Source organism: Actinomyces graevenitzii C83, assembly GCF_000239695.1.
GTDB lineage: Bacteria > Actinomycetota > Actinomycetes > Actinomycetales > Actinomycetaceae > Actinomyces > Actinomyces graevenitzii.
Map to the genome: position 1 here is coordinate 771,379 of NZ_JH470338.1, position 24,687 is coordinate 796,065.

The following is a 24,687-nucleotide window of genomic DNA, read 5'->3' on the forward strand; positions in this document are numbered from 1 at the left end:
TTTTGTTGACGCTGCTATGCAGGAGTGTTTCAATTACACACATCAGGGGCTTGCCCCCGGTAGGCACCAGTCATCCCCCGTGACTGGTTTTAGTGTGCACGGCATTGTTGCTGTGCCGATTCTCTGGAGAACACTGTGACTACAAAGAAGAAGGGTTCTGGTTTCGCCGCATTGCAGCGTATGGGCCGCTCCCTTATGCTCCCCATTGCCACGCTGCCCGCAGCTGGTTTACTCCTGCGTTTAGGCCAAGCCGATGTGCTCGGCGCCGACGGCCTATCCAAGCACGTCGGCTGGATGCAGCCGGTTGCTGATGTGCTGGCCGCCGCCGGTGGCGCGGTATTTGACAACCTGCCGCTGATCTTCGCGGTGGGTGTGGCCGTAGGTTTCGCTAAGAAGTCTGACGGCTCTACGGCTGTGGCCGGCCTGTTTGGTTTCCTGGTCTTTAAGGGCGTGCTTGACGCCCTAGCAAAGTTCTGGGGTGCCCCGGCAGGCCCCGACGCCAAGATCAACTATGGCGTACTCGGCGGTATCATCATCGGTATTACCGCTGCTCTGCTATGGCAGCGTTTCTACCGTATTAAGCTACCGGACTGGCTGGCTTTCTTCGGTGGGCGCCGCTTTGTACCGATTATCACCTCTGGCGCAGCAGTTCTGATTGCTACCGTAATGGGTGCCATTTACCCGGCCTTCAACTGGCTCATTAACGAAAAGTTTGGTGGCTGGCTAATGCATGCTGGGGCCCACGGCGGCATCGGCGGCTCGGTAGCTTACTTCGTTTACGGTGTGGTTAACCGCCTGCTCATCCCCTTCGGCCTACACCACCTGTGGAACTCCCTGCCTTGGTTCCAGCTAGGTAACTGCCAGAGCCTGACCAAGCAGGGCGAGACCCTGCACGGTGACCTGACCTGCTTCTTCCAGGGCACTCCTGAAACCAACGCCTGGACCGGTAACTTCATGACCGGTTTCTTCCCGATCATGATGTTTGCTCTGCCTGCGGCCGCCCTGGCCATGTGGCGCTCGGCCTACCCGGCTAAGAAGAAGGCTACTGGCGCCCTGATGATCTCTGTGGCCCTAACTGCCTTCCTCACCGGTGTTACTGAGCCCCTGGAATACGCCTTCGCTTACGTAGCCTTCCCACTGTACGTAGTACACGCTATCTTGACCGGTACCGCACTGGTGGTGGTTAATGCGCTTGGCATTAAGGATGGCTTCTCCTTCTCGGCAGGTTTCATCGACTACGTAATCAACTTCGGTAAGTCTGCTGACCTATCTGGTGGTGTCTTCCAAGGCCCGATCCTGCTGGTTATCATCGGCCTGATCTACGCGGTGATCTACTACTTCCTGTTCAGCTTCCTGATCAAGAAGTTCAACTTCCACACTCCTGGTCGTGAGGAAGAAGAGGGTGCTGACGCCTTTGCTAGCGCCCAGAGCGAGGCCGCTGAGCGTACTGGTAAGAACGCTGAGGCTGCTCGTAAGGCCTGATCTAGACCATATTTCTGGCTGAATCATTTCGAAGTAGGGGTGGGGCTTAGCCCCCGCCCCTACTTTTTCTTTAGCTATCCAAAAATCGCTCATCTGCTCAAAAGCAGCTGCTAACAATTAAAACTTGTGCAGCTAGCGCTTGCAGATTTGATTATTAGTGCTGGTAGCCAGCTTTTAAATAGGGAGTCTGCTCCCTAAAGTGGTGGTTCCATGTGACCGCAAAAGATATGATATTGGTCAATAGTTAGCCAACAGGGAGGAGACAGAATGACTCAGGCTCAGCAGATTATCGATGCGCTTGGTGGCAGTGACAACATCACCGACCTAGAAGCCTGCATCACTCGCCTACGTTCACAACTGGTCGATCCCGCACTGGTAGATGAAGAGGCCTTGAGCAAGGCTGGTACTTTCGGTGTCGTAACCGTCGGTAAGACTGTACAGGTGATCGTTGGCCCCAGCGCTGAGAAGGTGGCTGAGGAAATCAACAAGCTTCGTTAAAACTCGCTACTACGAGAAAATGGTCCCTGGCCAAAAGCCAGGGACCATTTTTGCTATGCGTTAGTTAACGCGCTTGGACTCACTTGTGAGACCAGAAACGGATCAGGGCTGCTTCCCCATTGTCGTTCTGGCTCTTGTCGAGCTTAACTTCGCCCTCGTACTTGTAGTCCTGAACAAACTTGGTTGAGTTTTCAGGCAGGTACTGGGGAATGTCACCAGCGGTGAAGTTGTAGACCTTCAAGTTACCCTGCTTAGAGTAGGTCATGTCCTTGGTTACGTGGATGGCCTTAACCTTGGAACGCCAGTAGCGCACGGTGGTGCCGTTGCTGGCCTGGTCGTGGCTGTAGTAGTACAGCTTCCAGTTGCTGTTTTCCTTCAGGGTAGCGCCAGTGTCGATATCCTTGTTGACCACCTGCTTAGCATTTGAGCTAGCCGGAGCCGATTCGGGTACGTACTTTGCGTAAACAGTGTTGTTGGCAATCTTGTTAGCGCCATTAGACAGATCAAAGTTAGCGGTCTCGGCGGTTACAAAAGGAGCCACGATCTTGTTGCCGGTAAAAGCAATGCCCTTAATGTCGGCGCGGTCGCGTTCGAAGTCCACTGAGCCACGCACCTTGCCATAGAAATCGTCAGAGGTGCCGGTGCGGATGAGCATATTGTCGTGGATAGCAATACCGGAGGTGTTCAGGTCGAAGTTGTGACCCTCAAATACCGTGTTTACGCGGATACCAGCGCCGGAGAACACGTCTTTAATCAGGTTTCCGGACACCTCGTGGCCCTTACCACCAAAGAAACCTACGCCGGCTGCACGCCAGCCCAGCTCAATGGTGTTGTTAAGGAACTTGTTGTTCTCAGTGATAGGTGCCTTAGTGCGGTCATCCGTGCTGGCCCATGAAGCCAGAGAGTCATCACCATTACCGCGTACGCTGGAGTTGATCACCTTAGAGTTGATCGTACCCTGAGCGAAGTTAACTCCGTCAGCCAGGTTGTTGCGGATGCGGGAGTTTTCGATTACCAGGTTGTTGGTGTCCTTGCGGTCAGCAGCAGCTGCGTAGTCACCAATCCAGGCGGCGCATTCAAAGTGCTCGATCCACAGGTTTTTAACCTTAGAGTCTTTACCAAGTGAGCCAGCAATTGCCTTGTACTGGGCTTTTTCCTTGGTTTCGTCGTAGCGGTTGGTCAGCTCCGAGCTCATATAGAAGTCGGAAAGCACAATGTTGTTGCTGTTGTGGTCAAAGTCGAAGCCACCGCCGTATTGCTTGTCAGCAGTAAAGTGCACGTGGCTGTACCACATACCGGCACCAACAATTTTAATGTCCTGACCATTTACACCCAGCTTGCCATTAAAGTCATACTGGCCGGCGGGGATGTAAACAGTTTTGGCTTCAGTCTTTTTAGCCTCTTCTAGGGCGCTGTTAAAGGCGGCGGTGTCATCTGCGCCGTCGTTAGCCTTTGCACCCTTGTCAGCGATGCTGATTGCTCCGGCAGGCTTAGCGATAGCTGCGCCGGCTTCTTCAAGTTCAATGAAGTCAATTCCGCAAGCGGTTGAGTTGTCAGAGACATTAACCAAGGAAATGGTGTCGCCAGCTTTAACTTTGGTGCCCAGCAAAGTGTGCACCTCATCAAAGCGGAAACGAGCCTTAGAATTGGCGGTCTTGTAGTTGTGGGCAACACTACCGTCCACGTACTGCCAAGCGTGCTTGGAAGTTAAATCTAGGGTAGACACTGTCTTGCCATTTACCTTAACGGCCAGCTTGCCGTTAGCGCCGTCAGGAAGAGTGAAACGCACGGTAAGTGCGTCAGCTGCTTCAGCTACCTTAAAAGTAACTGCAGAGTCTTTGCTAGACAGCTCAACATAAGACTGGTTTGAGGCCTCAATAGCGGTAGATTCCAAACCGGTAGAATCTACCCGCTTGGCATTAGTTAGCTTAGCGTTAGTGGCTTCATAGCGAGAGTAGGCCACTTTGGCCCCATATTTGGCTGCTTCAGCAGCAGTTACAGACTTGTCTGAGGTGGTCAAACCGTAGTTAGTTGCCTGCGGGGCAGGCGCGGCATAAGCCAGCGGAGTGGCAGCGAAAGTGGCTAATGCTGCCGTAACGGTAAGTAACCGTTTAACATTCATAATACGAAATTCCCTTTCAGATATGACTTAACATATCGATATAAATTATATCACATGCCACTTATGTTGTCAATCTGTTATGCCTTTGTTTCGCTTTTTAGATTCAATAAAGAGAACATTCAGGAAACCTTAAGGAAGGCTATTCGTTAATCACTTTTTAAAGTAATTTAGACAGTATCAAAACTAGTAATTATTTATAGCCATTTATTGAAAAACAATTGCCCCCTTACTGCTGTGAACTGCGTCCCGGAACTTGGACGCTTTAAATGGTAGCCGTTATGCGGCTTCCCGCAGGGCCTGATCCCGGTATTCTGCCGGGGTCAGGCCCTTGAGCTTTACTTGGCGTCTTGTTGTGTTCCAGTGCGTGATGTAGGCATCGAGGTCGGCTTTGAAGCTCTCGAAGGTTTGCCAGTCTCGGCCGCGGAAGAATTCGTCCTTGAGGTGCCCGAAGACCTGTTCGGTGGCGCCATTGTCGATGCAGTTGCCTTTGCGTGACATGCTCTGGATGAAACCGTTATCGGCGAGCGTTCTGATATAGGTCTCGTGTTGGTACTGCCAACCCATGTCCGAGTGCAAGATCGGCTCGGCCCCTGCGGGTTTGGCCTCCATGAGCATCTGGAGCATCTCTTGTTGCTGAGCGAGGTTGGGGCGCATGGAGATGGAGTGGGCAACGATCTCTTTGCTGGCAAAATCGTAGACCGGAGCGAGGTAGGCCTTACCGAAGGAGAGCTTGAACTCGGTGACGTCGGTACCCAATTTCTGCCAGGGCCCATCGGCTGTGAAGTCGCGGCCGATGATGTTGTCGAAGCTTTGCCCCACGGATCCCTTGTAGGAGTTGTACCTGTGGTAGGCCCTCTCGCGGCATATGCCGCAGCGCAACCCCATCTCGCGCATTATCTTCAAGACCGTCTTGTCAGCAATGCGTTCCCCTTCCTCAGCGCGCAGGCACATGGCTACCTGCCTGTGACCGCACCCGTTGGGGGTACGCGAAAAGATCTGGGCGACCTTGGGACGTAGCTGCGCTCTAGTTGGCTGCTGAGGGTGAGCCAGCGCGTAGTAGTAGCTCGACCTGGCAAGGCCGGCCGCCTCGAGGAGATCACGCACCGCGTGTCCATGCCCTGAAAGCTCGGCGACCACTAGGGCTTTGTCCCGGTTTGGGAGCGCCTGTGCGCCTTCAGGGCAATCGATTTTTTTAGGTACGCCACCTGCGCCTCAAGCTTGCGCACGCGCTCGGCGAGTTCCTCCTCGCGCGTTGGTGGCACCGCCCCCATACCTGATCCCTTTGGCCTGCCCTTGGGCTTGGGCATCAGGGCCTGCGCGCCGCCCTCACGGTACAGCCTGCACCACTGCTTCAACGATGTCGCACTCGCAATACCGAAACGCGTCATCGCCTCAGGCTTACTCATCCCACCATCAACCACGGCCCTCGCTGCGGCGACCTTGGTCTCATAGTCGTATCTGGCGTGCTTAACTCCCATGGCAAGAAGCCCGTCCTTCCCAATTACGCGGTACGTCTTCTGCCACCCTCTCACAGTCTCGGCAGACACACCCAGTCTCCTGGCGGTCAAACTTATAGCTAAAGCCCCTTTCAAACATCTCCACCGCCTGCTCCCGAAGCAAACGATCATGCCTCAACCGCAAACCCGCAGACATGAAAAGCCTCCCATTCCCTGGACTTCAATTTCGATGTCCAAGAAACGGGAGGCAGTTCACTGAGCAGTAAGGGGGCAAAGTTTAATCTGGTCAGTGTCTACTTAACTACACCAGCGCGAGCCACTGCCAAGAGGCTTAGCAGGCGAGCATTGTTGGGCAGATCTTCCACCAGTACCGGATCGCCACTGCCATCACACAAAGGCATCTTCCAGTTGGGGTACTCGTCCTCACCAGTGCCAGGCAGGTTCTGGGTGCGACGCTCACCTACGCCGTCGACCAAAGACACACCCACCAAACGTGAGGGAGTCTGCAAAACGTAGGCATAGAGGGCCTCAATAACCTCACGCTCAGTGGGGTCATCGCTTAGCAGACCGTATTCACGCAGGCGAATCAGCATCTTTTCGCGTTCTTCACGCGAGTCACGCAGCGCAACTTCCTTATCGCAGTCAAGCAGGCCCAGACGTGAACGCAAAGCCACGTGCTCATCAGCCAGGTAACCCGGGGTGGGCGGCAGGTCGTGGGTGTTAACCGTAGAAAGTGCATCTACGCGGTAGCGGTCGGCATATAGCGGCCAATCGCCTTCCATCTTTTCAAACCACAACACGCTGGTGCCTAGCACTCCGCGCTCAGCCAGGTGCGCGCGTACCCAAGGCTCAACCGTGCCCAGGTCTTCACCAATCACCAGGGCCCCAGCGCGCTGCACCTCTAGCAGCACTACGCCGATCATGGCCTCATAGTCGTAGTAAACGTAGGCACCTTCCTTGGGGCTGTGACCTTCAGGAATCCACCAGAGCCTAAAGAAGCCCATCACGTGGTCTAGGCGCAGCGCACCCGCGTGACGCAGCACTGTGCGTACCATGTCGCGCAGCGGTGCGTAGCCAGCCTTAGCCAGGCCGGTGGGGCTAAAGGGCGGCGGAGACCAGTTCTGGCCCAGCGGTGAATACATGTCCGGCGGGGCACCTACGCTCACGCCAGCAGCAAATACCTCCGGACTGGTCCACACATCAGCCCCGTGCGGGTTAATACCAACCGCCAGGTCATGCATGATACCCAAAGACATACCTGAGGCCTTAGCTTCAGCCTGGGCGCGCTGTAGCTGCTCATCAGCAATCCACTGCAGCCAAGCATAGAAGTCAATGCGGCCAGCCAAAGCGTGAGCTTCATTAGCCACAAAAGCACTGTTAGCGTCATGCAGACGCTCAGGCCAAGACTTCATCGGCCCGTACTTTTCACAAAGCGCACACCAAAGCGCAAAACGCTCTAAGCCCTCGCCTTGTTCAGCACGGAAACGCTCAAAGTCGCGCTGACGTGAACGTGAACGGCCGGCGTCGTAAATAACCTCGAAAGCCTCACGCTTAGCCTTAAACACTACGTTGCGGTCAATGGGGGCAGCAGAAGTGTTTAGCGGGCGCAACTCATCTAGACCCCAGTGCAGCAAGGAACGCTGCGGGCCGCTTAGACGTGCTACCTCAGCAATGTTTTCCGGGCGAATGTAAATCGGGTTAACAAAGCGACGCGTCACCGGTAGGTAAGGTGAGTCAGTCAGTGGCGAAACCACCTCACCGGCGTGTAGCGGGTTAATCAGGATAAAGTCAGCGCCCTCATCACCTAAGAAGCTAGCTAGCTCGGTTAGATCATCCAGGTCGCCAATGCCCCAGGAATCCTTTGAACGCACTGAGTACAGCTGGGTCATCACGCCGTAGCTGTGCTTACCCAAGGCGGCAGGCAGTTCTAGCTTGTCGGGCACAACTGCCATCGGGGCGCGCACGCCCTGGGCGTCGTCACCCACATAAGCCACTAGCTCATGCCAGCCCAGCGGTAAATCGGTGGGTAGGCCAAAGGAGGCCTGGCCAGTAAATACGCCGTCAATCCAGCGTGGAGGTTCCCAGTCATCTACCTGTTCAAGCGCAACAGTGCCGCCAGTTTCCAGCACCACGTCTACGCGCACGCTAGAGCCATCGGGAACATGCACCGGTACATGCTTCCAATGCCCCTGACGTACCACGGTGAAACCGGGCAGAGTTTGGCGCCAAAAACCCAGGTGCGCATCCTCCAGTGAACGCGCAATTGCTTCGTCGCTAGAAACGTCTACCCCAAGTGCAGTTAAAACTGCCAACAGAGTCTGACGGGAAGGATTGGCCTGATTGCCGTAGTAGTCCCAATACTCGGTGCCCACACCGTGGGCTTGGGCTAGTTCAATTACGGCCGGCTCAGGCTGTTGCCATTCGAAATTTTCGCTCATGCAGCGGCTGCCTAATCGGTTGTATGGACTCGTTACGGTGATGTTAACGCAACAAGTCCATGCTGGTCGACTACCTAATACAGAAATTTTCCGCAAGAGGTTTCGCCCGTCACTAAAAAGACATACGATAACCACAGCAAACGGCGTTACCTACGTTACCAATCCGGTGACGACGTGAGGTGCCGTAGCCCCCAATCGCAGCAAGGAGACAGCAATGACCGCAGCGGAAAACTCCACTCTAACCCTGCACGGTATCGGCGTAAGCCCGGGCCGTGTAGGCGGTCCGGTGGCACGGATGGCCCCCGGAATTGAGGAGCCCGCAGTCGCCAACCTACCCGCCGGCGCCGACGTCGACGCCGAAGCCGAGCGTATCGCCGCCGCCGCGCTTAAGGTTAAGAAGGGCCTGGAACTATCTGCCGCAGAAGCCAAGGATGAGGGCCGCACTCTACTTGAGACCACTGCCCAGATGGCCGCAGACCCCACCCTAACCTCTTCAGCTCAGGCGCTAGTGCGCGACCGTGGCATCACCCCCGAGCGCGCTGTGTGGGAGGCCGCCGACTCGCTAGCCACCATGCTTGAGTCCCTGGGTGGTTACATGGCTGAGCGTTCTCGCGACGTACGCGACGTACGCGACCGTATCGTGGCCGTGCTAACCGACGCCCCCATGCCCGGTATTCCTACCCGCCCCGAGCCTTTCATCCTAGTTGCTGCTGACCTAGCCCCGGCTGACACTGCACTGCTAGACCCCGACAAGGTAATCGGTTTCGTAACCAGCGAGGGCGGCCCCACCTCCCACACCGCCATTTTGGCTCGCGCCCTGGGCATCCCGGCCATCGTTGGTACCGGTGAAGAAGTAGCCAAGCAGCTAATTGAAGGCGAAATCGTGCTGCTAGACGGCACCAAGGGCGAAATCTTCCTCGACCCCAGCGAGGAGCAGCTACGTAAGGCCCGTGAGCTGGCCAGTGTGGTGCGTGAATTCCACGGCGACGGCGCCACCGCTGACGGCATCGAGGTGCAGCTGCTAGCTAACGTTGGTGACGCTGAAGACGCCCGCAAGGCTGCCGCCGCTGGCGCCATGGGTATCGGCCTGTTCCGTACCGAGTTCTGCTTCCTGGACCAGCCCGAAGAGCCTTCGGTTGAAGACCAGTACAACTCCTACCGCCCGGTCTTTGAAGCCTTCCCCGGTAAGAAGGTTGTAGTACGTACCCTCGACGCCGGCGCTGACAAGCCGCTGCCCTTCCTAACCGACACCTCCGAGGCCAACCCGGCTCTGGGTGTACGCGCTTACCGTACCGCCCGCCGCAGCCCCGAGGTGCTAGAGCACCAGCTAGAGGCTCTAGCCAAGGCTGCCGCCGACACTGACGCCAAGGTGTGGGTCATGGCCCCCATGATCTCCACCCCTGCTGAGGCCAAGGCCTTCACCGAGAAGGCCCGCTCCTACGGCCTAGACTTCGCCGGCATGATGATTGAGGTCCCCTCAGCTGCGGCTATGGCTGACCACATGTTCAAGTACGCCGACTTCGCTTCGGTGGGCACCAACGACCTGACCCAGTACGTGATGGCCGCTGACCGTATGCTCGGTTCTCTAGCTGACCTGAACACCCCCTGGCAGCCTGCCGTGCTGCGTCTGCTAAAGATCGCTTGCGACGGCGCCGCCGCCAGCGAGAAGAAGTCCCCGGTGGGTGTGTGTGGTGAAGCCGCTGCTGACCCGGCCCTGGCCGTAGTGCTGGTGGGTCTGGGCGTAGCCTCGCTGTCCATGACCTCTCGCGCCCTGGCCGACGTTGACGCCGTACTCAAGAGCGTCACCCGTGAGGACTGCAAGCGCCTAGCTGACATCGCCCTGGCTTGCGCCGAGGCTGAGGAAGCCCGCGCCGCTGTCCGCGCCGAGCTGCCGATCCTTGAGGAACTTGGTCTGTGATTGAACCGTATCCGGTTCCACTAGCGCACGAAGAGCCTTTGGCTGGGGTCACCCGGTCTCTGGCGCTTCGTGCGCTTGAGTTTTGGGACCCTGAAGAGAGCGATTTAGAGGCTTGTGCCCGGCTCGACGGCGTCGGTGGGGACACTGAGGGCTTCCCACCTGGCACCGTGATGGGGCGCTTTGAGGGCGATTCCCTCCCCCAGCTGTCGGGGCGCATCTATGGCGGTCAGGTCCTTGGCCAGGCGGTGCTGGCGGCAGCTGCCTGCTTTGACACCACCCCAGGTGATAGCTATGAGCGTCAGTTGCACGCTTTGCACACCTATTTTGTGGGTGGCGGTAATCCGGAAAGAGCGGTGCAGTATGAGGTTGAGGCGCTTCGTGATGGGCGCTCATTCTCTCAGCGCCAGGTGCGTGCCAGTCAGGATGGACGCAATATGGCCACCGTTATCGCTTCTTTCCAAAAGCGCCAAGATGGCGTTGATTTGTATGAGCCAATGCCTAAGGTGCCCGGACCTGAAGAGCTAGTTAGTGCCCTGGCTATTTTCCGTAACGTGGATCATCCCGTGGCGCGGTTCTTGGGGCGCACAGCGGCCTTTGATGTGCGTCATGTGGAAGGCAATCTGTATCTGCAGCCTCCCAAGCAGCCTGACAGCCACCAGCATGTGTGGATTAAGGTGCGCGGAGCGGTGCCGGCCAGTGCCACCCAGATGGTACACCGGGCTATTTTGGCTTATGTGTGTGACCAGATCATGCTGGAACCAGCGCTGCGTAGTCAGGGCCTGTCGTGGCGTAGCCCAGGCATGAGCCTAGCTACCCTCGACCATGCTCAATGGTTCCACCGTGATGTTAACGTCAACGACTGGCTACTGTTTGTGCAGGATTCACCTAGTTCTAGTGGTGGGCGCGCCGCCGCCCGGGCCCTGGTGTATAACCAGGCTGGCCAGTTGGTTTCCTCAATTAGCCAGGAAGGCATGATTCGCATTCCGCGTGAGGGCCAAAAATCCAGTGGTAACTGGGCCGTGCAACTAGACGGCTAAAGCCGGTCATAGCGCAAGCCAACACGAGTCGTAAGACAAATAAAAGGTTGTTGCCGCCGCACTAAGTGCGGCGGCAACAACCTTTCTCTAGCTTTGTTTGACCAGGTCTAGATTTGTTTGGTCAGACCCAGCTGCTTAGTCGCGGGTGAGCTTACGGTAGGTGACCGCGTGCGGACGGGCGGCGTCGGGGCCTAGACGCTCAACCTTGTTCTTCTCGTAAGCTTCGAAGTTACCCTCGAACCAGTACCAGTTGTCGGGGTGCTCGTCGGTGCCTTCCCAAGCCAGAATGTGGGTGGCTACGCGGTCGAGGAACCAACGGTCGTGGGTGATAACCACGGCGCAACCGGGGAATGCCAGCAGGGCGTTTTCCAGGCTGGAGAGGGTTTCCACGTCTAGGTCGTTGGTGGGCTCGTCCAGCAGCAGCAGGTTACCGCCCTGCTTGAGGGTAAGGGCCAGGTTCAAGCGGTTACGCTCACCACCGGAAAGCACGCCGGCGGGCTTTTGCTGGTCTGCACCCTTGAAACCGAAAGCGGCCACGTAGGCGCGTGAAGGCATCTCCACATTGCCTACCTGAATGTAGTCCAGACCGTCAGAAACAACTTCCCACAGGGTCTTGTTGGGGTCGATACCGGCGCGGTTCTGGTCTACATAGGACAGCTTCACGGTGGAGCCAACCTTGAGCTCTCCCCCATCGAGAGGCTCTAGGCCCACAATGGTCTTGAACAGGGTGGTCTTACCAACACCGTTAGGGCCGATCACACCCACAATACCGTTACGCGGCAGGGTGAAGGACAGGCCGTTGATTAGGCTGCGGCCGTCAAAGCCCTTTTGCAGGTTAGTAGCTTCAAGTACCACCGAGCCCAGGCGCGGGCCCGGGGGAATCTGGATTTCTTCAAAGTCGAGCTTGCGGGTGCGCTCGGCTTCAGCGGCCATTTCCTCATAGCGGGCCAGACGGGCCTTGGACTTGGTTTGGCGACCCTTGGCGGAGGAACGTACCCACTCCAGCTCGTCCTTAAGGCGCTTGGCTAGCTTGGCGTCCTTCTTACCCTGGACTTCTAGACGCTTTTCCTTGGTTTCCAGGTAGGTGGAGTAGTTGCCCTCATAGGGGTAGAGGTGACCACGGTCTACCTCAGCGATCCACTGGGCTACGTGGTCTAGGAAGTAACGGTCGTGGGTGATGGCGATAACCGCACCCTTGTAGGTTGATAGGTGCTGCTCCAACCAGAGCACGGACTCGGCGTCCAGGTGGTTGGTGGGCTCATCTAGTAGTAGGAGGTCGGGGGCTTCTAGCAGTAGCTTGCATAGGGCCACACGACGGCGCTCACCACCGGAGAGGTTCTTTACCATGGCGTCTGCCGGGGGGCAGCGTAGGGCATCCATAGCCTGGGCCAGCTGGGAGTCTAGATCCCAGGCGTTGGCGGCGTCGAGCTGGTCTTGCAGCTTACCCATTTCTTCAAGCAGGGCGTCAAAGTCTGCATCCGGATCTGCCATCTGGGCGCTGACTTCGTTGTAGCGGTCAAGCTTGCCTTTAATGTCGGCGACGCCTTCTTCTACGTTACCCAGTACGGTTTTTTCCTCGTTGAGGATCGGCTCCTGCATGAGGATACCTACCGTGTAACCGGGGCTGAGGCGAGCTTCGCCGTTGGAGGGCTGATCTAGACCAGCCATGATCTTTAGGATCGAGGATTTACCGGCACCGTTGGGGCCGACCATACCGATCTTGGCTCCGGGGAAGAAAGCCATGGTGACGTCGTCGAGAATGACCTTGTCACCAATGGTCTTGCGGGCCTTGATCATCTGGTAGATGTACTCTGCCACGTTAGCCTTTCGCTTGAATATGCACGCCTGAGCGCAAAACAATCCAGGGCTATTTTACCCGTGGCGCCAGTCAATTTCAGCTCCCGCGCCGACGACGCTTAGTCTGCCAGCTGAGCTTTAAGGATCTCGGTGTTGGTCCCCAGAGCCATCAGCTGCCAGTTGACAGGCCAGCGCCTCAAAACAGTGCGCAGTAAAAACAGTGCAGGGCAAAACACAAGTGGCCAGGTCCTAAAAGGACCCGGCCACCGGTTAATCAGCTAAGGTTAACTAGCTAATGATCACTTGGCTGCGCTGGGGTGGGTCATGTCGGCGGGCACAACCCAAGCGTCAAACTCGGCGTCGGTTAGGAAGCCTAGCTCCAGGGCGGATTCGCGCAGCGAAATACCCTTGTGGTGAGCGTTCTTGGCGATCTTGGAGGCCTTGTCGTAGCCAATGTGGCGGTTAAGCGCGGTTACCTGCATCAAGTTGATGTCTAGGTTGTGCTTGATCTTGGCGTAGTTGGGCTCAATGCCGTAGGCGCAGTGCACGTCGAAGGAGACGCAAGCGTCGCCTAGCAGGCGGATGGACTCCAGTACGTTCCAGGCCATAACCGGCTTGAACACGTTGAGCTGGAAGTTACCCTGAGAACCAGCGAAACCAACGGCGGCGTCGTTACCAAATACCTGCACGGCCACCATAGTCATAGCCTCACACTGAGTGGGGTTGACCTTACCGGGCATGATGGAGGAGCCGGGCTCGTTTTCGGGGATGATCAGCTCGCCGATACCGTTACGCGGGCCGGAGGCGTACCAGCGCACGTCGTTGGCGATCTTCATCAGGGCGTCACCAAGCACACGCAGGGAGCCAGAGACCAGCACCAGGGCGTCGTGGGCGCTTAGAGCGGCGAATAGGTTGTCGGCCTGCTTGAACTCGATACCGGTTTCTTCACTGATCTTCTTAGCGGTCAGCGCGCCGAAGTCGGGGTGGGCGTTGAGGCCGGTGCCCACAGCGGTACCACCGATGGCCAGTTCGCGAGCGCGCGAGTCGGCGTAGCGGATGCCGTCTAGGGCGAAGTCAATCTGGGCAACCCAACCGGAAATTACCTGCCCTAGGGTGATGGGGGTGGCATCCTGCAGGTGGGTGCGGCCAACCATGACGACGTCGGCGTATTACTTCGACTTCTTGTCCAAGGTGTTGCGCAGCTGCTCAACGCGCGGGTACATCGCCTGAAGCTCCTGGACCACAGCAATGTGCATCGCGGTGGGGAAGGTGTCATTTGAGGACTGGCCACGGTTGACGTGATCATTCGGGTGAACGGGAGTCTTGGATCCCATGACGCCACCCACTCGTTCCAGATGCGGATCCCGTTGTCCTGGAGCCAGGACACGTTCGACGACCCCGACAGGAACCACAGGAGCTCGCCGACCACCGATTTGAAGTGCACGCGCTTCGTCGTGATCAGCGGGAAGCCCTTGGACAGGTCGTAGCGCAGCTGCGCCCCGAACAAGGAACGCGTGCCCGTGCCGGTACGGTCACCCTTGGGGGTGCCCTCGCGCATAATGCGCGCCAGCAGGTCCTCGTACTGGCGGTCGACGGCGCTCACGTCAGTCGATCCGCTCGTTGGTCCAGGTGCGCGAGGCCGGCAGGGCCTGGTCGACGACCGAGTGCTCGATCGTGCAGTTGCGCCCGATGGCGGACTCTGCGCGTCGCAGCAGGTCAGCGATCTCGTCCTCACTCAGCGCGGACATGTCCTGGACCAGCTCAACGTCCACGTGCGTGAAGCGGTCGCCCGCCTGGTCGTAGTCAGCGGACACGCCGACGAACTGCTCGAAGTCATCGCCGAGGCGGGCAGCCAGGCGCGCGTCCGAGCTCATTGCGTTGCAGCCCGCGATCGCGAGCTTGAGCAGGTCGCCGGGGGAGAAGAGGCCGGGGCCGTGGACGATACGGATCTCGGCGCCGTCCTGGTTGCGGGCGACGTACTGACGCACGCCCGTACGCTGCATGTACAGAGACTTAGGGGTATCACTCATGGGGTCTATTGTGTCCCCTCGTTGTCCCGTCTGTCGTCTGGGCACACCAACATCACTCCTGGCGGATGCGCGGCCTCGGGATGCTGGCCTTCTGCTGTATGCTTATGTGATATCTGTCAGCTGTTCTCAAGGGAGCGATCAGGAAAGCATGCAAGCTGGAGCAGTGGGGCTCGGTGGTATTACTCCCGGGACGCGTCTCTCGGGTTTAGTTGGTCGAGAAAACGTTGAAGTAATTTCCGTGCATGCTGTAGGGGAATCCGCGTCGGAAGTGATTTTCCGCGATGGTACCGGCGCCATCGATTCGCGCGTTTTGTCGGCGGATGATCTGGATCATATCATGATTGCTGATGCTGACGGTCAACAGACGAAATATGATGCGGATCCCCGTGAATTTATGTTGGCAGCAGAGGCTCTGCGTATAAAAAATGCAGCGTTGTACGACCCGATGGCTGCGGTGTCTTCTTCGAATATCGAGCCGCTTCCCCACCAGATTCGTGCCGTTTATGAGCATATGCTCCCGCAGGTCCCGTTGCGATTCTTGCTGGCGGATGATCCTGGTGCTGGGAAAACTATCATGGCGGGGCTGTACTTGAAAGAAATGATGCTACGCTCCGACTGCGAACGTGCGCTTATCGTGTCGCCCGGTGGCTTGGCTGATCAATGGCACGAAGAGCTGCAGACGAAGTTTGGACTCTCTTTTGATGTTTTGACAATGTCAATGGTCGAGTCTGCCCGGGGCAATGTGTTTGACGACCACCCGTACCTGATTGTTCGGATGGACCAGGTCTCACGTAACGAGCAACTGATAGATCAGCTGCGTGAAGTGAGCTGGGACGTTGCGATTGTCGATGAGGCCCACCGGATGAGCGCTCACTACACATCGTGGAATGGGGAAGTGAAAACCACCAAGCGGTTCACGTTGGGCAGAGTGCTGTCTCAGCGGGCGCAGCATTTCCTTCTGATGACCGCAACACCGCATGCGGGGAAAGAAGAGGACTTCCAGCTTTTTCTGACATTGCTGGATCGGGATCGTTTCGAGGGGCCTTATCGTTCAGAGAGGCATCGGACTGATACCCGTGGCCTGATGCGGAGGATGGTGAAGGAAGACCTGTTGACCTTTGAGGGGAAACCGCTTTTCCCAGAGCGTCGTGCATATACCGTTGGGTATGACCTGTCGGATGCTGAGCAAGAACTGTATAACCGGGTTAGCGAATATGTCCGTACAGAGATGGGGCGTGCGGATCGAATAGGGGAGCAAGGACAGTCACGTCGGCGTAATTCCGTCGGCTTTGCATTGACCGTTCTGCAGCGTCGTCTGGCCTCTAGTCCAGAGGCGATTACTCGCTCCCTTGAGCGTCGCGTGGAGCGACTTCGGCAGCGTCTGAATGAGATCGATCGCGTAGGCACCCGGGCCATCGGAGGCACTTCGCCGGGAGCGGATGAGCAGTTCTTCGATCCCTATGACCACGCGTATGCGACCATGGCTGACCTTGATGACTTCGACGATGCTGACGGCGACATGTCAGAAGCAGAACGCGCGCGTTTTGAGGAACGGATGGAACAGGTTGTCGACTCCGCGACTGCCGCATTAACGAAGGAAGAACTTGCTCGAGAAATTGGTGTTCTCGAGGAACTCGTCGCGCTGTCCAAATCGGTGTGGAACGCCAGTGATGACAGGAAGTGGAACGAGCTGCGTCAGATTCTGTCCGAGCAGCTTCTGACAGATCCAGACGGAGTGCCTCGCAAGATCATTGTGTTTACGGAGCATCGGGATACGATCAACTATCTCCAGCGTAGAATAGCCGCACATATTGGAAAATCCGAGGCAGTAGAAGTCATCCACGGTGGGACCTCCCGTGCCGCACGGTTGGCGATTCGTGAGCAATTTACGCACAACCCCAGTGTGCGGGTCTTGTTGGCCACGGACGCTGCCGGGGAAGGCCTAAACCTGCAACGCGCGCACCTCATGGTCAACTATGACCTGCCGTGGAATCCTAATCGCATTGAGCAGCGCTTCGGGCGCATCCATCGAATTGGACAGTCGGAAGTGTGCCATCTGTGGAACCTGGTGGCCAAAGGGACGCGCGAGGGTGATGTTTTCCTTACCTTGCTGTCGAAGATCGACCAGATGGATCAGGCATATATGGGAAAGCTGTTCCATGTGCTGGGCGGCGGGACTATCTTCGACAACAAGCCGCTGCGTGAGCTTCTTGTGGAAGCCATTCGCTATGGTGATCTGCCAGAGGTGCGCGAGCGCTTGGGTAGCGTCATTGATGAGTCTGTGTCCCACGGTCTCCAGGCTCTCATCGATGAAAGAGCGCTTGTTCGAGACATGTCGACAGAGTCAAACGTGGAGGCTATCCGGGAGCTCATGGAGCGTGCCCGTGTTCGCCGACTGCAACCGGGTTACATCGAGGCGTTTACGCGATCTGCCCTGTGGCGTCTTGGTGTGCGCCTTGAAGCACGTGAACCAGGGAGATTCGAAATTCACCGCGTTCCCCCGCGGGTGATGCGAGCCGCGCGGATCCTGAATCCGGCTGCCCCGTTGCCGAAGCGTTATGAGCGAGTAACCTTCGTGCCTACTGGAGCATCGGACCCGAAGCTTGAAATCTCGCTCATCGCACTGGGGCATCCATTGCTCGATGCACTTATCGCAGTCACGTTAGAGGATCTATCGCACATACTTGAGCGAGGAACAGTTCTTGTTGATCGCCGTGGCCTGGTCAATGAGCCAACGCTACTCGGCATTGTGGAAGAAACGATCACGGACGGGCTGCGCCATGTCGTGTCGCGCCACTTCGACTACGTTCTGTCGGGTACTACGGAAACTGTTAGCGAGATTCCCCCTTACTTGGATTGCGATGCACCCCGATCCGACGAGGTAGAGAATGCTCGGGCCTGCGAGGTTCCTGATCAGCATGGTCGGTTGGAACTGATCCGCTCTGCAGCATATGAGAAGGGTGTTCGGGTACGCATGAAGGAGATCCATGCGCAGCGCGATCATGAGATCGAGCGCACCCGCACTCAAGTCAAGGATCGTCTGAATGCTGAGGCTCAGCTGTGGTACGACCGTGCTGCTATGTCACACGACGAAGAATTGGCCGGAAGGACGCCGAGGACAAGTTCAGCATCAGCACAGCGACATGCTCGTGAGATGGAAGAGCGTTTGGAACGCAGGATCGGTGAGCTTGATGCTGCAGCTAAGTTGACAGCGAAATCGCCGCGTCTGTGCGCTCGCGCGCTGATTGTTCCTGAGGCCCTTGTAGGTGGACAGTCTGCACTCTTCGCGCGTGATACTGCAGAAGTGGATCAACGCGCTGTCGCAGCGGTGATGAAGGCAGAGCAGATGCTTGGGCGTAGCCCTCGAGAGATGCCGCACTCGAACCCGGGATTCGACATCTCCACGACTGATGCAGAAGGTAAACAGATGTTTATTGAGGTGAAGGGGCGTATCGAAGGTGCTTCCACCTTCACTGTGACAGCGAATGAGGTGGCTTTTGCTCGTACGCAACAGGAGCACCACGTGCTGGCGCTCGTGAGTGTCAGCCCACGGGGACCCGCCCATGATCAACTTCGGTATGTGTACGACCCGTTCGCGCACATCGATCCGGCCGTGACGACGCTCTCGTACAATGAGCGGTGGGACAAGTATTGGCAGCGTGGGACACAACCCGCGTGAGTATCAAGTCGTAGAGAAATCTGTATTGCTATGAAGAAGAAACTGATCGAGACGTCGCTGCCTCTTGAGGCGATCAACGAAGCGTCAGCGAGGGAAAAGTCGATCCGTCACGGGCATCCGTCCACACTGCATCTGTACTGGTCGCGTAAGCCGCTCGCGACGGCTCGTGCCATCCTGTTCGCACAACTTGTCGATGATCCTTCATCGCGTCCCGAAGAATTCCCTACCACGGAAGAACAGGATGCTGAGCGTGCACGTTTGCACGAGCTAATGAGTCGGTTAATCGTATGGGAAAATAGCGCTGATAAAGCTCTGATGGACCAGGCACGCGCGGAGATTCGTCGTTCCAATGGGGGGAACATTCCTGCCATCGTCGACCCTTTCGCGGGGGGCGGGTCCATCCCCCTGGAGGCGCAGAGGCTCGGATGTCATGCTGAGGCGTCGGACCTCAATCCGCTGGCAGTTCTTATCAATAAAGCGCTGATCGATATTCCTCCACGATTTCGAGGAGGTGCCCCCGTTCATCCGGGGATCGCAGACCAGCACGGATACCAGGGTGCAGAGGGACTCGCGGAGGATATTCGATACTATGGAAAGGAGATGCGGGACGAAGCGGAGCGCCGCATCGGGCACCTCTACCCAAAGGTCAAAGCGCCAGGGGGCACGGAACACACCGTGATCGCCTGGAAATGGGCGCGTACCGTTACCAGCCCAAACCCTGCCAATCCGATCGAAGTGCCACTGGTGAACTCCTGGTGGCTGTCAAAGAAGAAAGGGAAAGAAGCATGGATTCGCGCGACAGTTCGTGACGGCCAGGTCCACTACGAGGTTGTCCACGACGCAAATGGACCGAGAGGGGATGATGACTGGACCATTCGTTTCCGGAAAGGCGCGAAAGCAATCGGTGATGGCACGCCATTCGATTACGACTATGTGCGCTCTGAAGGAAAGCGTGGACGTATTGGTTGTCATTTGCTTGCAGTTGTTGCAGAAAAGGGAAATGGGGATAAGGAGCGAATTTACGTATCCGCGTCTGACGAGCAACGGAATGCCGCCGATATTGAGCGTCCGATAGTTGATATAGATGGCAATATGGCGGATAATCCTCGTTGGTTCTCTCCGCCTGCATATGGGATGAAACAATTTTCAGATCTGTTCACAAATCGGCAGCTGGTTGCACTCACAACCTTCTCGAACCTGGTGGGTGAGATGCGCCAGTGTGCTCTTTCTGACGCGCTCGCCTCGGGTATGGATGAAGGTGAATCGTTGGAGGCTGGAGGGTCTGGTGCTCGCGCTTACGCAGATGCAGTTGCGATGTACCTAGCTTTGAGCGTTAGTCGTTGTGCGGACTACTGGTCGTCGATCTGTAGCTGGCATAACACCGGAGAAAAAATGCGCAATGTTTTTTCAAGACAGGCAATTTCAATGGTTTGGGACTATGCAGAGGCCAATCCGTTTTCTAACTCGTCGGGCAATTTTCTTGGACAACTTAAATGGATTTCTAAAGTGGTTGAGCGCCTCCCTGCCAGTGAATCCGCAAGAGTTCGACAGCTAAGCGCAGATGCGCGAGAATATTCTGGCCTTGTAGTCTCGACCGATCCGCCCTATTACGATAATATTGGGTACTCGGATCTCTCCGATTTTTTCTATGTCTGGTTGAGGCGGTGCTTGCAGGATGTCCACCCGTCATTGGTCTCCACGATGCTCACACCCAAGGCGGAGGAGCTCGTCGCTAACCCGTACCGCCATGATGGGAAAGAGCAAGCTGCTGAGTTCTTTGTCAACGGCTTTAACACAGTATTCGGGCGCATCCGTCAGGGAGCTAATCCGGACGTGCCGATGACCGTCTACTATGCCTATAAGCAGCAGGACAACGGTAAAGAAGGCAAGACGTCGACGGGGTGGCATACCCTGCTCGATGGCCTGATCGGTGCGGGCTGGGAAGTGACAGCCACATGGCCGGTGCGCAGTGAGCTAACCAATCGGATGCTCTCGCAGGGAACCAATGCGCTGGCCTCGTCTATCGTTCTAGCATGTCGCCCGAGGCCTGACGATGCGCCGACCACAACACAGCGTGCCTTCGTGCAGCGTATGAAGGCGGAGCTTCCGGATGCTTTGCGGACCCTGATGCAGGGGGACATTGCCCCCGTTGACTTGGCACAGGCCGCCATCGGGCCGGGCGTTGCCGTCTTCTCCCGCTACGCGCGCGTGCGCTCCGCCAGTGGAAAAGACATCGGGGCACGTGAAGCCCTGGAACTCATCAACCGCACCCTCGACGAGGTCCTCGGGGAACAAGAATCCGATTTCGACCCCGACACGCGCTTCGCCGTGCGGTGGTACCGCCAATACGGGTGGCGGTCCGAACACTCGGGCATCGCTGACCAGTTGGCCAGGACCACACAAACCTCCATTGCGGAACTGCAGCGCGGTGGCATCTTCACCACGGCAGGTGGAAAGGGATGCCTTCTCAGTATCCGCGAGCTCGACGCGGCGTGGGATCCGGAGTCTGACTCACGCTTGTCAATTTGGGAGGCAACGCTCCGTCTCGCGGCACTCCTGGAGTCGGAGGGCATCGAAAAGGTAGCAGGACTCGTCGCGAAATTGCCTGCAGCCATACCGCTCCCCGCTATCAAGGAACTGGGCTTCCTGCTCTTCCACGAGGCCGAGAGGAAGGGAGATGGTGAGGATGCGCAGGCCCTGAATGCCCTCGTCACCTCTTGGGGCGACGTGTCGCTCAAGGCCAGACAGCACCCGTCTACGCCGGCCGGCGTCCAGTCGGCACTCGACATCTGACCTAGGAGGATTTCATGGCACTCACCAACCGTGAGCGCATCGACCGTGGCTTCACGCTGCTGTCCGAAGGGCTTTTCGACCTGGTTGACCCCGTCATGACGGAGGTCTTCGGATCGGAGGACTGGCCAACCCGCATGGCGGAGGTCGATGCCCGCAAGCAAGGCGGAAGAGCGTGGAAACTGACAAAATCGGACCCCCAGGTGCAGCTTCGTGCCATTACCGAGTGGGGCCGTTCCTTCGCTGGTGTGCTCAGTCGCTTCCAACAGGCCTATGCGTCGGAACTGCGTGAGGTCCGCAACTTGTGGGCGCATGGCGAACAATTCAAGAGCGAGCAGGTGCTACGGGCGCTGGATACCATGGGTCTGCTGCTGCGTGCTGCGAACGCCCCCGACTCCGCCGCAGACGTCGAGGCAATCAAGCAAGAACTTCAGCGCACCATGCTGTCCAAGCAAGCGTACAGTGAGTACCGGAGGCGCACCGCCGTCAAACTGGAAGCTGGGGAAGGGCTCACCGCTTGGCGCGACCTCATCCGCCCCCACGAGGAGATCATGCGGGGTTCATTCGCCTCCGCCGAGTTTGCCGCCGACCTGCACACGGTCGCCATCGGCGAGAATCCGAACCGCGAATACGCGGATCCCGTCGCCTTCTTCCAGCGCACCTACCTTACCGAGGGCCTCACCGACCTCCTGGGCCGGGCGCTGCGCAGGATATCCGGCCAGGCAGGAGCAAGCCCGGTCGTCAACCTGCAGACTAACTTTGGCGGCGGTAAAACTCATTCCATGCTCGCGCTCTATCATCTATTCTCAGGGGTTCACGCTGCGCGTTTGCCGCAGTCCATCCAGGACATCATCGACCACTCAGGTGTGGGGACCGAAGTCTTCGATACCCTCGCAGTTCGGCGGGTTGCCATCGTCGGCACAAGTTTGTCTCCGGCTTCGGGTTCCAGGAAAGAGGACGGAACTCAGGTGAATACCATCTGGGGGGAACTCGCGTGGCAGCTCGGTGGGCGCGAGGCCTACGACATGATTGCCGCGGACGACGCCGCTGGAACCAGTCCGGGCGACGGAATCAGGCTTCTGCTCGAACGTTACGGTCCCGTACTCATTCTCATTGACGAATGGGTCGCCTACGCGCGACAGCTGGTTGACCGTGACGTGCCCGCCGGCGACTTTGAAACGCAATTCAGCTTCGCTCAGAGCCTTGCCGAAGCCGTTGCCGCAGTGGACGGATGTATGCTCCTTGTGTCGATCCCTGCCTCGGATGCTGCCGAGGTAGAGGAACAAGCCAACGACCTCGAGGTCGGAGGACGTAACGGGCGCCTCGCCCTGGGACGCCTTCTCAATGTCATCGGCCGTGTCGCCGACCAGTGGCGGCCCTCGACGAAGAATGAGTCCTTCGAGATCGTTCGTCGTCGCGTGTTCCAGGACGTCGCCCCAGAGGCGCACGGGCGCATTGCCATGATTGCTAAAGCCTACGTGCGCCTCTATAGAGACAACCCCGGTGCATTCCCCAAGGAAGCAGCGACCAGCGACTATGAACAGCGGATCCGCGACTCCTACCCGCTGCATCCTGAACTGTTTGACCGCCTCTACGACGACTGGTCCTCCCTGGACCGCTTCCAGCGCACCAGGGGGGTCCTTAATCTCGTGTCCGACATCGTCTACGAACTGTGGAGGGCAGATGACCGTTCCGCGCTCATCCAGCCAGGCAGTGTCTTGGCCTCCGCTTCGCGCATCAACCCTGATCTGACGCAGTACCTGCCCGACTCGTGGAAAGCGATTATCGACAGCGACATCGACGGGCCTGATTCAACACCCGCAGCGATTGATTCCGACCGGCCAAACTTGGGGCACCGACTGATTACACAGCGTCTGGCACGTACTGTCTTTTTCGGCTCCGCACCCAGGAGCGGTGCGAAGGCAAAGGGCCTAGACAAGAAGAACGTGTGGCTGGGTACTGCGGTTCCAGGAGATGCCATCGGCAACTTCCCGACTGCCCTCGAGCAACTGTCGCAGCGCTCCATCCATTTCTACGAGGAGAACGGGCAATACTGGTTCGACACCCAGGCATCCGTTCAAAAGACCGCCAATGAGTACGCCGAGCAGCTGCGCGAAGACACAGAGACCGTGTACGCCGAGGTTCAGCGGCGGCTCCAGCGTGAGTTCGCTTCCCAGCACGGCGACTTCGCCGCCGTGCACGTGGCACCGGAAAATGGGGCGGACGTGCCCGACACTATGGACACACGCCTCGTGGTCGTCCACCCGCGCCACACCTGGCGCAAGAATGACCATGACAAGAGCAGTGCTCACGTATGGATCACGCGAACGTTGACGGGCCAGCGCGCGCAGCGTATGTTCAAGAACACGCTCGTGTTTGTCGCCGCCGACTATGACACCATAGACCGGTTGGAAGCCGCGACACGCCAGTATCTCGGCTGGCGTAGAGTCAGCGATTCCGCCGACTCCCTTGACCTGTCTGCACAGCAATTGAGGCAGGCGAAGGAGAAAACCGACCAGACGGACGCGCTGGTTGCTGCCTTGCTGAGGGAAGCCTATGTGTGGGTAGTCTGCCCCGTGCAGGATGACCCACGTGCTCCCCTGGCGCTCTCAGCATCGAAGATCACTGGAACGGGGCAGATCGCGACGGCTATTTCCGAGAAGCTACGCAGGGAAGAAGCACTGATCCCAGACCTTGACGCCTCCTACCTCGACCATGTGTTGAGCCAGGAGCTCAACGCAGTCTGGGAGCGGGACGGTGATGTGAACGTCAAAACTCTGTGGGAGTGGTTCACGAAGTTCCCCTACATGCTGCGCTTGAAGAACCGCCAGGTCCTCGACGACGCCGTGTCCGGTGCGCTGCTCAGCCTGTCACCAACCTTCGCCGTGGCTAAGGGTAAGAACTCCGAAGGCTCTTACGTAGGGCTTGTCATCCCGCCGGACAATAGCGCACACTTCACCGTCACGGACAACACGCTGCTGGTCTCGCTGGAAAAGGCGCGGAACCAGGTGGAGGCTGAGGAAGCGGCACGCGGACGCGGTGCGGCGGAGCCCGGGGGAACGATCGCGAACGATTCCACGGGAGTCGGCGACTCAGGGAGTGGGCCTACCGGCCCGGTTGACAACACGAGGACGCACCCGGGTGACAATGCGGTCGCACTGTCGCCGCAGCCCGGACCCCGGCGTTACTGGGCTTCCATCGAGCTGGAGGCCTCCGGTTTTAGCAAACAGTTGATCTCCATCAACACGGAGGTCCTGGACCATCTGCGTACTGCCGGCGCTCGGCTGTCAGTACGTCTGGAGATTGAGGCCGAAGCAGATCAAGAATTTGATAGCTCCGTGCGGCGTACCGTGAGTGAAAACTCGGCAAACCTCCGATTCCGCAGCTACGGCTTCGATGAATGATCCCGAAGCAAACGATCATGCCTCAACCGCAGATC

The 24,687-nt window shown here is 57.8% G+C and carries 13 protein-coding genes and 2 pseudogenes; 7 read left to right on the forward strand and 8 right to left on the reverse strand.

The window, feature by feature from the left end; genetic code table 11:
• The first annotated feature begins 135 nt into the window (after nucleotides 1–135).
• A complete protein-coding gene (locus HMPREF0045_RS03410) occupies nucleotides 136–1,482 on the forward strand; it encodes a PTS transporter subunit EIIC (protein WP_005985530.1) in 1,347 nt (448 codons plus the stop codon).
• A gap of 267 nt (nucleotides 1,483–1,749) precedes the next feature.
• The gene (locus tag HMPREF0045_RS03415; protein WP_005985532.1) at nucleotides 1,750–1,980 is read left to right on the forward strand and encodes a glucose PTS transporter subunit EIIB; all 231 of its coding nucleotides are present in this window, start codon (nucleotides 1,750–1,752) and stop codon (nucleotides 1,978–1,980) included.
• Between the two features lie 79 nt (nucleotides 1,981–2,059).
• Here HMPREF0045_RS03415 and HMPREF0045_RS03420 read toward each other — a convergent pair whose 3' ends face one another.
• From HMPREF0045_RS03420 to malQ, 4 genes are all read right to left on the reverse strand, one after another.
• Nucleotides 2,060–4,102, reverse strand: coding sequence for a glycosyl hydrolase family 28-related protein (locus tag HMPREF0045_RS03420; protein WP_005985534.1), 2,043 nt, complete (start codon nucleotides 4,100–4,102; stop codon nucleotides 2,060–2,062).
• Nucleotides 4,103–4,378: 276 nt separating this feature from the next.
• Complete coding sequence (locus tag HMPREF0045_RS03425) at nucleotides 4,379–5,239, reverse strand: IS3 family transposase (RefSeq protein WP_005985536.1); 861 nt, start codon at nucleotides 5,237–5,239, stop codon at nucleotides 4,379–4,381.
• Nucleotides 5,239–5,649 carry a helix-turn-helix domain-containing protein gene (locus HMPREF0045_RS03430; protein ID WP_005985538.1) on the reverse strand — a complete coding sequence of 137 codons (411 nt, stop codon included), beginning with the start codon at nucleotides 5,647–5,649 and terminating at the stop codon, nucleotides 5,239–5,241. Before HMPREF0045_RS03430 ends, HMPREF0045_RS03425 begins: the two co-directional genes overlap by 1 nt.
• 203 nt (nucleotides 5,650–5,852) lie before the next feature.
• Nucleotides 5,853–7,997: a 4-alpha-glucanotransferase gene (gene malQ / locus HMPREF0045_RS03435; RefSeq protein WP_005985540.1), complete on the reverse strand. Its 2,145-nt coding sequence runs from the start codon at nucleotides 7,995–7,997 to the stop codon at nucleotides 5,853–5,855.
• A 214-nt stretch (nucleotides 7,998–8,211) separates the two neighbouring features.
• Here malQ and ptsP point away from each other — a divergent pair, with 214 nt between their 5' ends.
• Both ptsP and HMPREF0045_RS03445 read left to right on the forward strand, forming a co-directional pair.
• The gene (ptsP, locus tag HMPREF0045_RS03440; RefSeq protein WP_005985542.1) at nucleotides 8,212–9,915 is read left to right on the forward strand and encodes a phosphoenolpyruvate--protein phosphotransferase; all 1,704 of its coding nucleotides are present in this window, start codon (nucleotides 8,212–8,214) and stop codon (nucleotides 9,913–9,915) included.
• Nucleotides 9,912–10,952, forward strand: coding sequence for an acyl-CoA thioesterase (locus tag HMPREF0045_RS03445; protein ID WP_005985544.1), 1,041 nt, complete (start codon nucleotides 9,912–9,914; stop codon nucleotides 10,950–10,952). Before ptsP ends, HMPREF0045_RS03445 begins: the two co-directional genes overlap by 4 nt.
• A gap of 135 nt (nucleotides 10,953–11,087) precedes the next feature.
• Here HMPREF0045_RS03445 and ettA read toward each other — a convergent pair whose 3' ends face one another.
• The 4 genes and pseudogenes from ettA to HMPREF0045_RS03465 all read right to left on the reverse strand — a co-directional run bounded on the left by ettA (nucleotide 11,088) and on the right by HMPREF0045_RS03465 (nucleotide 14,779).
• A complete protein-coding gene (gene ettA / locus HMPREF0045_RS03450) occupies nucleotides 11,088–12,770 on the reverse strand; it encodes an energy-dependent translational throttle protein EttA (protein ID WP_005985546.1) in 1,683 nt (560 codons plus the stop codon).
• Nucleotides 12,771–13,048: 278 nt separating this feature from the next.
• Nucleotides 13,049–14,104: pseudogene (locus HMPREF0045_RS03455) on the reverse strand (class II fumarate hydratase); the annotation flags it as partial.
• A pseudogene (gene thyA, locus HMPREF0045_RS10005) lies at nucleotides 14,092–14,352 on the reverse strand (thymidylate synthase); the annotation flags it as partial. The pseudogenes HMPREF0045_RS03455 and thyA, both read right to left, overlap by 13 nt.
• A 1-nt stretch (nucleotide 14,353) precedes the next feature.
• A complete protein-coding gene (locus HMPREF0045_RS03465) occupies nucleotides 14,354–14,779 on the reverse strand; it encodes an OsmC family protein (protein WP_034502152.1) in 426 nt (141 codons plus the stop codon).
• 148 nt (nucleotides 14,780–14,927) lie between these two features.
• Between HMPREF0045_RS03465 and HMPREF0045_RS03470 the strand changes: the two genes are divergently transcribed.
• From HMPREF0045_RS03470 to HMPREF0045_RS03480, 3 genes are read left to right on the forward strand one after another with little or no spacing between them, the layout of a single operon-like run.
• Entirely contained in the window at nucleotides 14,928–18,458 is a 3,531-nt protein-coding gene (locus HMPREF0045_RS03470; protein WP_005985555.1) for a helicase-related protein, read from the forward strand.
• A 30-nt stretch (nucleotides 18,459–18,488) separates the two neighbouring features.
• On the forward strand, nucleotides 18,489–21,251 hold the full coding sequence (locus HMPREF0045_RS03475) for a DUF1156 domain-containing protein (RefSeq protein WP_005985557.1): 2,763 nt from the start codon (nucleotides 18,489–18,491) through the stop codon (nucleotides 21,249–21,251).
• Nucleotides 21,252–21,265: 14 nt separating this feature from the next.
• The gene (locus HMPREF0045_RS03480) at nucleotides 21,266–24,652 is read left to right on the forward strand and encodes a DUF499 domain-containing protein (protein ID WP_005985559.1); all 3,387 of its coding nucleotides are present in this window, start codon (nucleotides 21,266–21,268) and stop codon (nucleotides 24,650–24,652) included.
• The last annotated feature ends 35 nt before the right edge of the window (nucleotides 24,653–24,687 follow it).